Raw genomic sequence first — 14472 nt, forward strand, 5'->3', positions numbered from 1 at the left:
TATGAAAACATTTTTAATAACGGGCGCATCTGGTGGAATTGGTTCAGCTATTGCAGTGGAGCTTGCCGCATCAGGGCGCTCGCTTTTTTTACATTTTAATCAAGATAAAGAATCAATTCAAAAGGTACAACGTCAATGTGAAGAAAAAGGAGCAACTGTTAAATTAATTCAAGCAGATTTATCGGTTCAAAATGGTGATAGTGTTCTTTTGTCACAAATTTCCAGAAACATCGATGTTATCATTCATAATGCTGGAATGAGTCAATACGGCCTCTTTTCCGACATAACGAACGAGGAAATTGCTGCGGTGATGAATGCTCACCTTCTTAATCCAATAAAAATTACTCGTGACCTTCTTCCAGCAATGATTCAAAAGCAGAAAGGTAAAATTATTGTCATTTCATCCATTTGGGGTCTAACAGGTGCCTCATGTGAAGTTGTTTATTCAGCTGCAAAAGGTGGATTAAACAGTTTTGTAAAGGGCTTGGCGAAAGAAGTAGCTATTAGTAATGTTCAAGTAAATGGCATTGCTCCAGGTGCCATTATGACAGGAATGCTTGCTGATTATACAGAAGATGAATTAGAACAGTTAAAACAAGAAATCCCTGCTGGTACTTTTGGTAAGCCGGAGGAAGTAGCTCATGCTGTTTCCTTCTTATGCTCAGAAAAAGCAGCTTACATAAATGGTCAAATCATTTCGATTAATGGAGCTTGGTACTGTTAAAGCTTCAAATGTTTTTAGAAAACGTGCATATTCCGTCGCGCTATTTGAAAAAATATAGACGAAGTACATTATCAAGGAGGGGTTTAAAGAATGTCTGTACTTGACAATTGGAACCAATGGAAAGACTTTTTAGGTGATCGGCTTCAACAAGCGCAAAGTGAAGGTATGAACGAAAATGTTATTAACGATGTTGCTTATCAAGTTGGTGAATATTTGGCGCAACAAGTTGAACCTAAAAATGAACAAGAGCGTGTTTTAGCTGAGCTGTGGAAAGTTGCTGATGAGCAAGAGCAGCATGCTATTGCAAACATGATGGTTAAACTTGTTCAAAATGAAGGCTAACGCCCGAACGTAGAACGCCGCTTATGATGCGGCGTTTTTTCTTCTAAATATAAAAGTAAGTAAAAATATACAAAGAATACTGAATTGTAAACATAAAGTCCTTTCAATTATAATAAAGATCCATTATCATAAAAAAGAAGGGAAATTTACATGTTCTTGTCAAATTATCGTATTTTTTGAGAGGTGTTCATGTAGGGAAGGGTGACTATTATGGCTGAAAAGGAATGGTATTTAGAATATCAAATACATAATAATCGTCCAGGATTACTTGGGGATATTTCATCTTTGTTGGGGATGCTCTCGATAAATATTGTCACAATTAATGGTGTTGATGATAAAAATCGAGGAATGCTAATGCGAAGTAAAAATGACGACCAGATTGCTAGGTTTAGGGCTATTTTAGACACAGTCGATAGTATTGTCGTAACAAAGTTTCGCCAGCCACGTTTACGAGATCGACTAGCTATAAGACATGGACGTTATATTGAACGAGATGCCGATGATCGAAAGACGTTTCGATTTATTCGAAGTGAACTTGGATTGTTAGTTGATTTTATGGCAGAATTATTTAAGCAAGAAGGCCATTTTCTCGTTGGAATACGCGGAATGCCACGAGTAGGAAAAACGGAATCCGTGGTAGCGGCTAGTGTTTGTGCGAGTAAAAGATGGTCATTTATTTCTTCTACTTTATTAAGACAGACTGTACGTAGTCATCTTGCTGAAGATGAGTTAAGTGACGACCATATTTTTATTATCGACGGAATTGTATCAACAATGCGCGCGACGGAGAAGCACAGAATGTTAGTACGTGATATTATGAGGATGCCTGCTGTTAAAGTAGTCGAGCACCCTGATATCTTTGTAAGAGAAACTGAGTATGAGTTAGATGACTTTGATTGTATTATCGAGCTTAGAAATGACGAAGGAGAGAAGATTTCTTATGAAGTAGTTGAATCTGGATTCTCCTCTTTTGATATAAGTTAAAAGTTGTAGGCAGGTGTTAACATGTCAGAATTAGGTCAACATTTAAAAGAGGTACGCGAACAAAAACAAATTTCTCTTGAAGACCTTCAAAGAACGACAAAAATTCAAAAGCGTTATCTACTCGCAATTGAGGAAGGACGTTTTGATACTTTACCGGGTCTTTTTTACGCTCGAGCATTTGTCAAAACATATGCCGAGGCAATTGGGCTTGATCCCGAGCCCTTATTTGATCAATTTCGAGACGAGCTTCCAAACCCTAGAAAGGAAGCCGTAGAACTACCTTCTCGTTCGGAACGAGCTAAACCGACATCTGTTCCTAATAAAAGAAAAAAAGTTTCCTCTTTCATGCCTGCGTTAATTTCTGTGGTTTTTATCGGGGTTCTAGTTGTCGGAGTATGGTTAGGAGCACAATGGATGGCACAGGATGATAAAGGTGTGGTTACTCCGGAAGATTCAGGTGAAAATGTAGATGCCGATTTTGGGAACTCTCCAGCTTCAGAAGAAGAACCTGTAGAAGCTACTGATCCATTAGTAGAGGAAGACTCGGTAGAAGAACAACCTGAAGAGCCGGAAGAACAAGAGCCGGAAGAACCTGAATCTGTAGCGACCCTATCGTTTATTGAGACTAAAGGTATTACTTCCTACTTTGAAATAGTAGGAACAGATGAATTCGATGTACGAGTTCAATTAAGTGGTAACTCATGGGTTGACATTAAAAATGGAAAAGGAAACACTTTTTATGCAGGGCAACCATCTGATGGTGAAGAAATTGTTGAGGATTTTAGTGCTGAAGAAGAAATTTTGTTCAATTTTGGTGCCTCTCAAAATGTAACGTTGTTTATTAATGATAAAGAAGTTGAACTTCCAATCGAAAAAAACCAACAGAAAATAAATGTTCGGTTTTCATCTCAATAGTAAAAAAAGGAGTGAACAACGTTGATGTTCGCTCTTTTTTTGGGCAAATACTATGGCTTGCTATTATTTATCATATCCGTCCATATTATGGTACAATAAAGCATAGTTTAAATTTGAATGTATTTAGTGAAAGGGTGATTAATATGGCAAAGGAGCATTCCTTTGACATTGTTTCAGATGTAGATGGACAAGAAGTTGATAACGCAATCTCTCAGGCGGTAAAAGAAATTACAAACCGTTATGATTTCAAAGGTTCAAAAAGCTCCATTGAACGGACAAGTGATGAATTAATTACGATAATTTCAGATGACGAATATAAGCTTGAAAGTGTAATTGATATTTTAAAATCAAAATTTATTAAACGTGGCTTATCTCAAAAATCAATGGAATTTGGTAAAATTGAAAGAGCTTCTGGAGGGACGGTTAGACAAGTAATTACACTTGTTAGTGGTTTAAGCTCAGAACGGGCAAAAAAAATCACAAAATTAATTAGGGATTCAGGTTTGAAAGTAAAAGCACAGATTCAAAACGAGCAAGTACGTGTAACTGCAAAAAGTATCGATGATTTACAAACAGTCATTCAGGAAATTAAGCAAAAAGATTTTGATTTTCCTGTTCAGTTTGTTAATATGCGATAAGATGGAGGAAAGAAGGGGATAGTCTGTGAACTTGCCGAATAAAATTACACTTTCTAGAATGTGCTTAATCCCTCTTTTTATGGTGTTTTTAGTTGCTCCTTTACCTTTTAATAACCTCTTAATTTTCGGTGAAACGATACCAGTTGCGCACCTGATAGCTACGGGGATTTTTATTATAGCATCAGTTACTGATTGGCTAGATGGATATTACGCTAGAAAATTAGGGTTAGTTACAAATTTCGGGAAGTTTCTCGATCCATTAGCTGATAAATTACTCATTACGGCAGCATTAATTGCTTTAGTTGAATTACAATTAGTAGCAGCATGGATGGCCGTTGTTATTATCAGTCGTGAGTTTGCCGTTACAGGAATTCGTCTAGTTGCTGCAGCTGATGGAGAAGTAATTGCAGCAAGTCAGTTAGGTAAATTGAAGACCGTGTCACAGATCATTGCAATTTCAGCCTGTATGCTACATAATTTTCCGTTTGAAATCATCGGGTTTCCTTTTGCAACACTTTCGATTTGGATCGCAACTATCCTTACGTTAATCTCTGGGATTGATTACTTTCTAAAAAATCAACATATATTATTGAAGTCGAAGTAGTGGAGGAAAAGGATGAAAGCAGAAATTATTGCTGTTGGCTCTGAATTACTACTAGGTCAAATTTTAAATACTAATGCACAATTTCTATCAAAAGAATTAGCGGAACTTGGGATAGATGTTTATATCCAAACGGTTGTAGGCGATAATGAGGAACGATTGGCTGACAATTTAACTCGAGCTATTAATAGTTCCGATTTAGTTATTTTAACTGGCGGACTTGGTCCAACAAAAGATGATTTGACGAAAGAAACTGTCGCTAAAGTATGTGGGAAATCGTTAGAATTTAATCAAGAAGCATTAACGTATATTACGGATTATTTTGAACGTCGTAAGCGTCACATGACAGAAAATAATAAAAAGCAGGCTGTAGTCATTGAGGGCAGTCATGTTCTAGCTAACCACTTTGGGATGGCACCTGGAATGGTAGTTACCGTTAACGATGGTTTGGTTGCGTTGGTACCTGGCCCTCCTAAAGAAATGGAACCGATGTTCAAAAATGAATTAAAGCCATTTTTATTGTCTAAGCTTCAAATAAACACATCGATTACTTCTAGGGTGCTCAGATTTTTTAATATTGGCGAATCTCAGCTTGAGACAGAAATTGAAGATTTGATTGAGCAGCAATCCAACCCAACCATTGCCCCTTTAGCTGGTGACGGCGAAGTAACCTTGCGTTTAACGGTTAAATCCCCTGATTCAGAGGAGGCAAAACGTAAGCTGGATGAAACAGAAGCGTTAATTACTGCAAGAGTGGGACAATATTTATACGGGTATAATGACACTTCATTAGTTGAACAGCTTTTTCTTTATTTGAAAAAAACGAACTCAACGATTTCGGTTGCTGAAAGTTTAACGGGTGGGATGTTTGCAATGGAGCTTACATCATTATCCGGTGCATCGGAAGTTTTTCAAGGTGGTACGGTGGCCTATGCTACAGAAGTGAAGGAAAATGTTTTAGGTGTGTCAAAAAATGTAATCGAGCAGTATGGTGTAATTAGCAAGGAATGTGCAATTGAAATGGCCAAAGGGGCAAAGCATTTGTTTAAATCCGATATAGCGATCGGTTTAACAGGTGTAGCTGGTCCGGGTTTACAAGAAGAGAAAGAACCAGGCACTGTTTATATAGGTATCGTAGGACCAGAACATCAAGAGCAAGTTTTTGAACTTTCCCTTGGTGGAGGACGGCATGCTGTTCGTGAGCGTACAATTAAATATAGTTGTTTTTACTTGTTGAACGAAATGAAAAGGTGGAATTTATCAGAATGATGTATTTTAAAGATTTTCAGATTTCAGAACCAGTTCAAAAAGCAATTCAAGATATGGGCTTTGAAGCGCCGTCTCCAATTCAAGAAAAGGCAATCCCTGTCATCCTTGAAGGTGGAGATGTCATCGGACAAGCTCAAACAGGTACAGGGAAAACAGCCGCTTTTGGGATTCCTGTCGTTGATAAGGTATCTTCAAACCGGCATGTTCAGGCATTGATTTTAACACCGACACGTGAACTTGCGATTCAAGTTTCTGGTGAATTACAGAAATTATCCGTCCATAAAAAGATTCGAACATTACCTATTTACGGTGGACAATCAATTGGACACCAAATCCGCGCATTAAAGCAAGGGGTACAAGTAGTAATTGGTACGCCGGGGCGGATTCTTGATCATTTGCGTCGACAAACGTTACAGTTAAATAACGTGCATACGATCGTTCTTGACGAAGCGGATGAAATGCTTGATATGGGATTTGTCGATGATATTGAATCGATTTTACGACAAGTTAATACAGAGCGACAAACGTTACTATTTTCGGCTACAATGCCGCCTGTGATTAAAAAGCTTTCAAAAAAATATATGAATTCTCCAAAAACGGTTACGATTAATAAAGGAGAGGTTACTGCCCCTTCGATTGACCAGATGTACTTTAAAGTCCTTGAACGTAATAAAATTGATTCCCTTTGTCGAATCATTGACAGTGAAGATATTGAGTTAGGGATATTGTTCTGTCGGACGAAAAAAGGTGTAGCAGAGTTAACGGAGGCACTACAGGCAAGAGGCTATTTGGCAGATGGATTACATGGCGATTTAACTCAATCCCAACGTGATGCCGTAATGAAAAAGTTCCGTGACTCTTCAATTGAGTTTTTAATTGCAACTGATGTGGCAGCTAGAGGGATTGACGTTGACAATGTAACGCATGTTATTAATTATGATATACCTCAAGATCCTGAGAGCTACGTACATCGAATTGGTCGTACGGGTCGTGCTGGGCGAAAGGGATTAGCTTTAACACTTGTAACACCTAGAGAAATGAAGCATCTTCGCTCTATTGAAAATGAAATTAAGATGAGTATTCCTTCACAAGATGTACCAACGATTGAAGAGGTAGTTGAGAAGCAGCAGAGCTCTTGGAAGAAATTAATCAGTGATACAATTGCCGCTGGTGGAAAAGAAATAGAACTGTTTGGACCACTTGTTTCAGATATTTTAGCTGACCATAAACCTGAAGATGTTGTCGCTGCTTTATTAAAGATGAATTTTTCTACGGATTCACCGAGTGACGAGGCAGGTTATAATTTCGGCGAGACTGGTGGAGCGAAAGGAATGGTTCGTTTCTTTATTAATGTTGGTCGAAATGTTAACATGAGTCCTAAAGTGCTTATTGAAGAAATTTCCGAACTGGTTGGTATTCCGGGAAAAGCAGTAGGGCGTATTGATATTTTCGAAAACTTTACATTTGTAGAAGTTCCTGAAGAAGTTGCTCCTTTTGTTTATGAAGCGTTACGTTATTCGCGTATAAATGGTGCAAGAGTTAATCTTGAACCAGCAAAACCTCGTCCGAAACGAGAAAAACGGACACCATCCCGCTCGTAATAGAAATAGGATGTCTCAAAGGTCTAAAAAATGTATTGAGGATACTGAGACATCCGATATTACTCTCTCTTCCTTTCATTCCCTATTTTATTAATTCCCAAAATGCGAATAAATGTTCGTAAAAACTCTTGGCAAATGTGTTGAAAAGAGTTATGATGAAAAAGAAGAAAGTTAGCAGAAAAATACTGATAAAAATTAGTTTTAATATAGAGGAGAGATAATCAATGAGTGATCGTAAAGCAGCTCTTGATATGGCGCTACGCCAGATCGAAAAACAGTTCGGTAAAGGTTCAATAATGAAATTAGGTGAGCAAGCGGAGCAACGTGTTTCTACTGTTTCAAGTGGTGCCTTAGCTCTAGATATTGCTTTAGGCGTAGGTGGTTACCCAAGAGGAAGAATTATTGAAGTGTACGGCCCTGAATCATCAGGTAAAACAACAGTTGCTCTTCATGCAATTGCAGAGGTACAGCGTAATGGTGGACAGGCGGCTTTTATTGATGCTGAACATGCTCTTGATCCACAATATGCTCAAAAGCTAGGTGTTAATATTGATGAACTACTACTCTCTCAACCTGACACAGGGGAACAAGCTTTAGAGATTGCAGAGGCTCTAGTTCGAAGTGGTGCTGTTGATATTATTGTAATTGATAGTGTCGCAGCTCTTGTGCCAAAAGCAGAGATTGAGGGAGAAATGGGCGACAGCCATGTTGGGTTACAAGCCCGCCTCATGTCACAAGCACTTCGAAAGCTTTCTGGTGCAATTAATAAATCAAAAACGATTGCGATTTTCATTAACCAAATTCGTGAAAAAGTCGGTGTCATGTTTGGAAATCCAGAAACGACTCCTGGTGGACGTGCGTTAAAGTTCTATTCATCTGTTCGACTTGAGGTTCGCCGTGCGGAGACACTTAAGCAAGGAAACGATATGGTCGGAAATAAAACGAAAATTAAAGTTGTTAAAAACAAGGTAGCACCACCATTCAAAGTTGCTGAAGTTGATATTATGTACGGGGAAGGAATTTCGCGTGAAGGCTCTATTCTTGATATTGCTTCAGACTTAGATATTGTTCAAAAAAGTGGCGCATGGTATTCTTTTAATGAGGAACGTCTTGGACAAGGACGCGAAAACTCTAAGCAGTTTTTAAAGGAAAATGCATCGATTACTGAAGAAATTGAAAAGTTAATTCGTGATCATCACGGCTTAAATGGTGAAATTTTAGTAGATGCACCTAATGATAGTGAATTTGAGGATGTTCCTTTAGATTTAAAATAAATAATAGTTTTTAAGAAGAAGCGCCTTGTTTAGGTGCTTTTTCTATTAAAAGGGTTATAATAGATTGCACCCTTTTCTCGATTAAATAAGATGAGGTGAGAACGTGAAGTTTCTCTATTTTACTGATACACATATTAGGGGAACAACTCCTAAAAATCGCTTAGATGTGTTTTCGGACACGTTAAAAAATAAGCTAGAAGAAATCATCCAATTGGCAAATGATGAACAGGTGGACGTGTTATTACATGGTGGTGACGTTTTTGATAGACCTGATCTCTCACCAAATATAGTTGGACAATTCGCGAAAATATTTCGAGAAGCAAAGATGCCATTTTACGGTATATCAGGAAACCATGACACGTTTGGACATAATCCAAACACGATCTCAAGAACAATGTTAGGTTTACTAGATTCTTTTGGGATTATCACGATTATCCATCCAAATGAGCCGATATGTATTGAGGGAAACGGTGTCAAGGTACAAATATCGGGTCAACCATATCATTATGACATTGACCAGCGGGATCCGAAGCTTGATTACTATCCTACGAATGACCACCAAGCTGATTATATGATTCATATCGTTCATAGTATGTTAGTTGAAAAAGCATTACCAGAAGGAATCCCTCATACACTAATCGATCACATTTGGACTACACCGGCTGACATCTTACTTACAGGGCATTTCCACGGTGGGTTTGGTATAAAGGAAAAGGAAGGTAAGTACATTTGTAATCCGGGCGCAATCGCTCGAATAAATAATCATTGGTCTGAAATCATTAGAAAACCAAAGGTCATTATTGGGACAATTACAACTTCAGGAATTGAGCTTCAAGAAAGAGTTTTACTTTGTTCTCAGAAGGGTGAAGACGTCCTTGATCGGAGTTTTCTAGAAAAAGCTGTTCATCAAGAGGAAAAGCTTCATGCTTTTGTTCAGCAGGTAAAGGAGCAATCTGATTTTCGCTCTTTAAATATGGGTGATATTATTCAAGAAATTGCGACTCTTTCAAACGTGGAAGATAAAGTAAAGCAAGAGGCTTTACGGAGAATGACTGTTGTTGAGGAAGTGTGGAAGGGAGGGGAACATGAATAATATTAAAGCGGTTCGTTTAGAGAACTTCCAATCACATTTAGACACATTTCTAGAATTTCATGATGGATTAAATGTTCTTGTTGGGCAATCTGACAGTGGGAAAACTGCCATTATTAGAGGGATTCGCTGGGTATTATTTAATCAACCGCGTGGAACAGATTTTATTCGAGTAGGTGCTGATTTTGTTCGTGTTACTGTTGTGTTCCAAAATGGAGCGTCAATTGTTAGAGAACGTACAGCATCAAAGAATCGCTATATAATCCGAAAACCAAATGAAGACGATCTCGTTTTGGAAGGGTTTGGAATTCATGTTCCTGAAGAAGTAATTGAAGTACATGGAATGAATTCTTTACGAATTGATCGCGATCATGAATTGTTTCTTCATATTTCTCAACAATTAGATGGCCCTTTTTTACTTGAACAAACGGGGTCCCTTCGTGCAAAAACAATTGGGAGAATAAGTGGAGCCCATTATCTCGATATGGCCATTCGTGATACATCGAAAGATATTTCACAGCTACAGCAACGTACAAAGCAGGGGGAAATGGAAGTAACACAATTAACAGAGCAACTAGAACCCTATCAATTTCTAACGGAAGCAAAAAAGAAAATAAATCAAGCTGATAAATTAATAGAGAGTTTAGCGAAGAAGCAAAGGAAAATGCAGCTGTTGCAAGAATTAAAACGGAGCAACAGGACTATAAAGGAAGAGATAGCAAAAGCAAATGAAGTTCTTTTATATGTTCATACCCTTGAGCAATGGGAAAATAACCTTGAGCGACTCCAACTCTTAGCGGATCGTTTCCTAACATTACAGCGAAAAAAGGAGCATACGACAGAGCTCAACCATTCAATCCATATTTGCCAAATATGGATTGATAAAACAGCTCACGTTACAAAGGCTGATCAGCTGGAGATATCAGTACGCAACCGTTTTGAGAAATGGAAAGGTCTATCAAAAATAAGTCAACAGTGGTTACAAGTAATTCAGGGAGAAGAGCAGGCAAGACGGTATATGAGTTTAACAGATTTCGTAACGAGTCCACGGATTATGAAGCTTGATCAACTTACAGACCGAGAGCAGAAGAAAGAAAAGCTTCGAACCCTAGATAGACAACTAAAAATAAATCTAGAAGAAAATGAACGTGTAAAACGGGTGCATGATTCATTGGAACAGCTAGAGCAAACGAAAGACATCGAGGGGAAAGTCCAACAAAAACTTGAGACCTATTATCGAATAAATCAATTACACACACACTTAACAGATTTAGCTCAACGAATGGAAGAAGGTTCACAATTCGTAAAAAAGCAAATACAAGACCAGGAACAGCTAGAGCATGACTATCAGCATATTTTAACGAAAGCAGGGACATGTCCAACGTGTGGTAGAGATTTTACTGAAACAACACCGATAAATTAATAAGGAGTGTTATAGATGAATCATGTGGAACAAGATTTAGTAAAGATGCGAAAAGCGATTGATAAAGCACGTGACATGCGTTATAGAGCAGAAGCTAAGTTAGAAGAGCTAGAGAATCAAAAAAAGCGATTGCTACAAGAACTAAGTGACCTTGGAGTAAAACCTGAAGAACTAGATGACGAAATACTTAAGCTAGAGAAAGAAATAGAAGAATCATTAAAAGAAGCCTGGTCACTTATTCCAAAGGAACTGATAAAGGATGGAGAATAGTAACCAAATCCCTTCATTAGAACAAGTAAACCAATTGTTAAGACAAGCGCAAGATGAGTGGACAAGACTTGATGCAAAACGGCAATTGTTAGAAGAACAGCTTGCGAAAAAGAAAGAAGAATTAGAAGAATATGTTGATACCATAGATGTATATGAGAAAGCTCGTATTCTTTTACAGCAATCTGCTGAATACGCTAGGGAGCAAGCGAAACAGCAAATGGAAACACTTGTTACCAATGCATTACAGTACGTATTTGGTCCTTTGTTTTCCTTTCAAATTGAGTTAGAGGAACATGGAAATAAAGCTGTTGCTGAATTTTATGTTGTTTCAGATTATGAAGGGGTAAAGGTGAAAACAAAACCACAGGACTCACGAGGCGGGGGAGTCGTTGATATTGTCACGCTAGCTTTACGTGTTGCATTAATTGAGACTGTTCAACCAAAACAAAATGGTCCACTTTTGTTAGATGAACCGGGTAAGCACGTTTCTGGGGAATATATTTATTATTTATATGAATTTTTGAAATCACTTAGTACAATGTTCGCACGTCAAATTATTATGATTACGCATAATCATCATTTGGCTGAATCCGGAGATAAGGCATATGAAATTACGATTCGGGATGGAGTAAGTGAGGTTAGTGAAATTGACAACACTTGACAATATATGAAACGAGCTTTACAATTGAGTCGGATGCGGTGAATAGTTTGTCATATTTAACAACCCGCACTCATCTGTATTACCTTAATACACGTTAAAAATGTATGAAAAAAAGTATGACATTGGAACCAACAATTAGATAGCAAGAGGAGGTGAAAGAGTATGGATATTAATGCCTTGATCATCTCCATTTTGCTTGTTGTCTCTGCAGGTATTGGTGCAGTTGTTGGATATCTTGTTCGAAGATCCATTGCAGAAGCGAAAATTTCCAGTGCGGAACATGCGGCGAAACAGATTGTTGAGGATGCGAAGCGCGATGCAGAGGCGAGTAAAAAGGAAGCCATCCTGGAAGTAAAGGATGAAGTTCATAAAATTCGCATTGAAGCGGAACGTGAGATTCGTGAACGGAGAAATGAGATTCAAAAACAAGAGAATCGTTTGGTTCAAAAAGAAGAGATCCTTGACCGGAAGAGTGAAACCTTGGATAAAAAAGAGGAAACTTTGGATAAAAGGGAGGAATCTCTCACCAAAAAACAACGACAAGTAGAAGAGATGGATAGCAAAGTGGAGGAAATCTTGAACAAGCAACAAGCAGAGCTTGAACGTATTTCTGGATTTTCTCGTGAAGAAGCTCGTGAAGCAATCCGCTCGGAAGTAGAGCAAGAGCTGGCTCATGAAACAGCTGTAATGGTGAAGGAGCGTACGGCCCAGGCGAAGGAAGAGGCAGACAAGAAAGCGAAAGAGGTTCTTTCTCTTGCGATTCAACGTTGTTCTGCTGATCATGTTGCGGAAACAACGGTTTCGGTTGTGGCACTACCAAATGATGAGATGAAAGGTCGCATTATTGGACGTGAAGGTCGAAACATTCGAGCCCTTGAAACATTAACTGGTATCGATCTTATTATAGATGATACACCTGAGGCTGTAATTTTGTCGGGGTTTGACCCAATTAGACGAGAGATTGCTCGAACAGCGCTTGAAAAGCTTGTACAAGATGGCCGAATTCATCCTGCTCGTATTGAAGAAATGGTTGATAAATCGCGTCGCGAGGTCGATGAAGCGATTCGTGAATATGGAGAACAAGCAACTTTTGAAATGGGTATTCATGGCTTACATCCGGACTTAATTAAAATCTTAGGTCGCCTTAAATTTAGAACAAGCTATGGACAGAACGTATTAAAACATTCTATGGAAGTAGCTTATCTTACAGGTCTAATGGCCTCTGAACTAGGTGAGGATGTTAAGCTTGCGAGAAGAGCTGGTCTTCTTCATGATATTGGTAAAGCGATTGACCATGAAGTCGAAGGAAGTCATGTTGAAATTGGTGTGGAGCTTGCAACAAAATATAAAGAGCATCCAGTTGTCATTAATTCAATCGCGTCTCACCACGGTGATATGGAGGCAACATCAATTATTGCTAATCTTGTTGCGGCTGCTGATGCGTTATCGGCGGCAAGACCTGGGGCAAGACGAGAGACTCTTGAGACGTACATTCGTCGCTTAGAAAAACTCGAAGAAATTTCCGAGTCTTTCGAAGGTGTTGAAAAGACATATGCCATTCAAGCAGGTCGTGAAGTACGAATTATGGTTCGTCCTGATATTGTCGATGACAATCTTGCACATAAGCTTGCAAGAGACATCACGAAAAAAATCGAAGAAGAACTTGACTACCCTGGACATATTCGCGTAACCGTAATACGCGAGACGAGAGCAGTTGAGTATGCAAAATAAAGTGGTGAAAACCACTTTATTTTTTTGGCATTCAACCCACCTGTATCTGACGGGTTTTAATAGAGAAGATGCGATAAAATTAAAAACAAAGGGGTTAACATGAGAATCTTATTTATAGGTGATGTTTATGGCTCACCCGGAAGAAACGTTGTAAAACAATATGTACCGAAATTAAAACAAAAATGGAAACCAACTGTGACAATTATTAATGGAGAAAATGCTGCTTCGGGAAAGGGGATTACGGAGAAGATTTATAAAGGCTTTCTTGATGCCGGAGCGCAAGCAGTTACGCTAGGAAATCATGCATGGGATAACCGTGAAGTGTTTGAATTTATTAATGAGGCAAAAACCCTTGTCCGTCCTGCCAATTATCCTGAGGGTACACCTGGAAAAGGGTATACTTTTGTGAAAATCAATCAAATCGAGGTAGCCGTTATTAATGCAATGGGACGAACGTTTTTACCAGCCATTGATTGTCCTTTTCGAAAGATGGATGAAATTCTTGAGATAGTTAAAAAACGTACACCATATATTTTTGTTGATTTTCATGCAGAAGCAACAAGTGAAAAGCAAGCAATGGGCTGGTATTTAGATGGCCGTGTTACTGCTGTCGTTGGGACACATACTCATATTCAAACTTCGGATGAACGTATTTTGCCAAAGGGGACGGCATATTTAACAGATGCTGGAATGACAGGACCTTATGATGGAATTCTAGGAGTAGAAAAAGAAGCCGTGTTGAATAAATTTCTGACAACTTTACCAGTTAGGTTTGAAGTTGCCAAAGGAAGGGAACAATTAAATGGAGTGGTCATTGATGTTGAGCCGAAAACGGGCTTAGCAAAATCAATTCAGCGTATTCTTATTAACGATGATCATCCATTTTATGAATAGTATTGTTAGAATCGTCAGAAATTTAATTTGAAAAAGCAGGAATATGAATTGATTT

15 protein-coding genes are annotated in these 14472 nt (G+C 38.4%); all 15 read left to right on the forward strand.

Going from position 1 to position 14472, the window contains the following annotated elements; genetic code table 11:
• Nucleotide 1 precedes the first annotated feature (1 nt).
• A complete protein-coding gene (ymfI, locus tag B1R93_RS17025; protein ID WP_088105673.1) occupies nt 2-724 on the forward strand; it encodes an elongation factor P 5-aminopentanone reductase in 723 nt (240 codons plus the stop codon).
• 90 nt (nt 725-814) lie between these two features.
• Nucleotides 815-1066, forward strand: a complete 252-nt coding sequence (locus tag B1R93_RS17030; RefSeq protein ID WP_088105150.1) for a DUF3243 domain-containing protein — start codon at nt 815-817, stop codon at nt 1064-1066.
• Between the two features lie 210 nt (nt 1067-1276).
• On the forward strand, nt 1277-2050 hold the full coding sequence (locus B1R93_RS17035; protein WP_088105151.1) for a DUF3388 domain-containing protein: 774 nt from the start codon (nt 1277-1279) through the stop codon (nt 2048-2050).
• Between the two features lie 21 nt (nt 2051-2071).
• On the forward strand, nt 2072-2965 hold the full coding sequence (locus B1R93_RS17040) for a helix-turn-helix domain-containing protein (protein WP_088105152.1): 894 nt from the start codon (nt 2072-2074) through the stop codon (nt 2963-2965).
• Nucleotides 2966-3108: 143 nt separating this feature from the next.
• The gene (locus tag B1R93_RS17045) at nt 3109-3603 is read left to right on the forward strand and encodes a YajQ family cyclic di-GMP-binding protein (RefSeq protein ID WP_088105153.1); all 495 of its coding nucleotides are present in this window, start codon (nt 3109-3111) and stop codon (nt 3601-3603) included.
• Nucleotides 3604-3628: 25 nt separating this feature from the next.
• Entirely contained in the window at nt 3629-4207 is a 579-nt protein-coding gene (gene pgsA, locus B1R93_RS17050) for a CDP-diacylglycerol--glycerol-3-phosphate 3-phosphatidyltransferase (protein WP_088105154.1), read from the forward strand.
• 12 nt (nt 4208-4219) lie between these two features.
• A complete protein-coding gene (locus B1R93_RS17055) occupies nt 4220-5473 on the forward strand; it encodes a competence/damage-inducible protein A (RefSeq protein ID WP_088105155.1) in 1254 nt (417 codons plus the stop codon).
• Nucleotides 5470-7074, forward strand: coding sequence for a DEAD/DEAH box helicase (locus B1R93_RS17060; RefSeq protein WP_088105156.1), 1605 nt, complete (start codon nt 5470-5472; stop codon nt 7072-7074). Before B1R93_RS17055 ends, B1R93_RS17060 begins: the two co-directional genes overlap by 4 nt.
• A 224-nt stretch (nt 7075-7298) precedes the next feature.
• Nucleotides 7299-8348: a recombinase RecA gene (recA, locus tag B1R93_RS17065; protein ID WP_088105157.1), complete on the forward strand. Its 1050-nt coding sequence runs from the start codon at nt 7299-7301 to the stop codon at nt 8346-8348.
• A gap of 103 nt (nt 8349-8451) precedes the next feature.
• Nucleotides 8452-9441, forward strand: a complete 990-nt coding sequence (locus B1R93_RS17070) for a metallophosphoesterase family protein (RefSeq protein ID WP_088105158.1) — start codon at nt 8452-8454, stop codon at nt 9439-9441.
• Nucleotides 9434-10861 carry an AAA family ATPase gene (locus B1R93_RS17075; RefSeq protein WP_088105159.1) on the forward strand — a complete coding sequence of 476 codons (1428 nt, stop codon included), beginning with the start codon at nt 9434-9436 and terminating at the stop codon, nt 10859-10861. Before B1R93_RS17070 ends, B1R93_RS17075 begins: the two co-directional genes overlap by 8 nt.
• A 15-nt stretch (nt 10862-10876) precedes the next feature.
• Nucleotides 10877-11131: a hypothetical protein gene (locus tag B1R93_RS17080; protein ID WP_088105160.1), complete on the forward strand. Its 255-nt coding sequence runs from the start codon at nt 10877-10879 to the stop codon at nt 11129-11131.
• Entirely contained in the window at nt 11121-11792 is a 672-nt protein-coding gene (locus B1R93_RS17085) for an ATPase (RefSeq protein WP_088105161.1), read from the forward strand. The genes B1R93_RS17080 and B1R93_RS17085 overlap by 11 nt, the downstream gene beginning before the upstream one ends.
• A gap of 162 nt (nt 11793-11954) precedes the next feature.
• The gene (gene rny, locus B1R93_RS17090; protein WP_088105162.1) at nt 11955-13523 is read left to right on the forward strand and encodes a ribonuclease Y; all 1569 of its coding nucleotides are present in this window, start codon (nt 11955-11957) and stop codon (nt 13521-13523) included.
• Between the two features lie 99 nt (nt 13524-13622).
• Nucleotides 13623-14417, forward strand: coding sequence for a TIGR00282 family metallophosphoesterase (locus B1R93_RS17095; protein ID WP_088105163.1), 795 nt, complete (start codon nt 13623-13625; stop codon nt 14415-14417).
• Nucleotides 14418-14472: the final 55 nt, after the last annotated feature.

This window comes from Halalkalibacter urbisdiaboli (genome assembly GCF_002156385.1).
GTDB classification, from domain to species: domain Bacteria; phylum Bacillota; class Bacilli; order Bacillales; family Bacillaceae_D; genus Halalkalibacter_A; species Halalkalibacter_A urbisdiaboli.

Coding starts and splice junctions, on each gene's coding strand:
- ymfI (WP_088105673.1), top strand. CDS start 2: ATGAAAACATTTTTAATAACGGGCGCATCTGGTGGAATTGGTTCAGCT.
- B1R93_RS17030 (WP_088105150.1), top strand. CDS start 815: ATGTCTGTACTTGACAATTGGAACCAATGGAAAGACTTTTTAGGTGAT.
- B1R93_RS17035 (WP_088105151.1), top strand. CDS start 1,277: ATGGCTGAAAAGGAATGGTATTTAGAATATCAAATACATAATAATCGT.
- B1R93_RS17040 (WP_088105152.1), top strand. CDS start 2,072: ATGTCAGAATTAGGTCAACATTTAAAAGAGGTACGCGAACAAAAACAA.
- B1R93_RS17045 (WP_088105153.1), top strand. CDS start 3,109: ATGGCAAAGGAGCATTCCTTTGACATTGTTTCAGATGTAGATGGACAA.
- B1R93_RS17055 (WP_088105155.1), top strand. CDS start 4,220: ATGAAAGCAGAAATTATTGCTGTTGGCTCTGAATTACTACTAGGTCAA.
- B1R93_RS17060 (WP_088105156.1), top strand. CDS start 5,470: ATGATGTATTTTAAAGATTTTCAGATTTCAGAACCAGTTCAAAAAGCA.
- recA (WP_088105157.1), top strand. CDS start 7,299: ATGAGTGATCGTAAAGCAGCTCTTGATATGGCGCTACGCCAGATCGAA.
- B1R93_RS17075 (WP_088105159.1), top strand. CDS start 9,434: ATGAATAATATTAAAGCGGTTCGTTTAGAGAACTTCCAATCACATTTA.
- B1R93_RS17080 (WP_088105160.1), top strand. CDS start 10,877: ATGAATCATGTGGAACAAGATTTAGTAAAGATGCGAAAAGCGATTGAT.
- B1R93_RS17085 (WP_088105161.1), top strand. CDS start 11,121: ATGGAGAATAGTAACCAAATCCCTTCATTAGAACAAGTAAACCAATTG.
- rny (WP_088105162.1), top strand. CDS start 11,955: ATGGATATTAATGCCTTGATCATCTCCATTTTGCTTGTTGTCTCTGCA.
- B1R93_RS17095 (WP_088105163.1), top strand. CDS start 13,623: ATGAGAATCTTATTTATAGGTGATGTTTATGGCTCACCCGGAAGAAAC.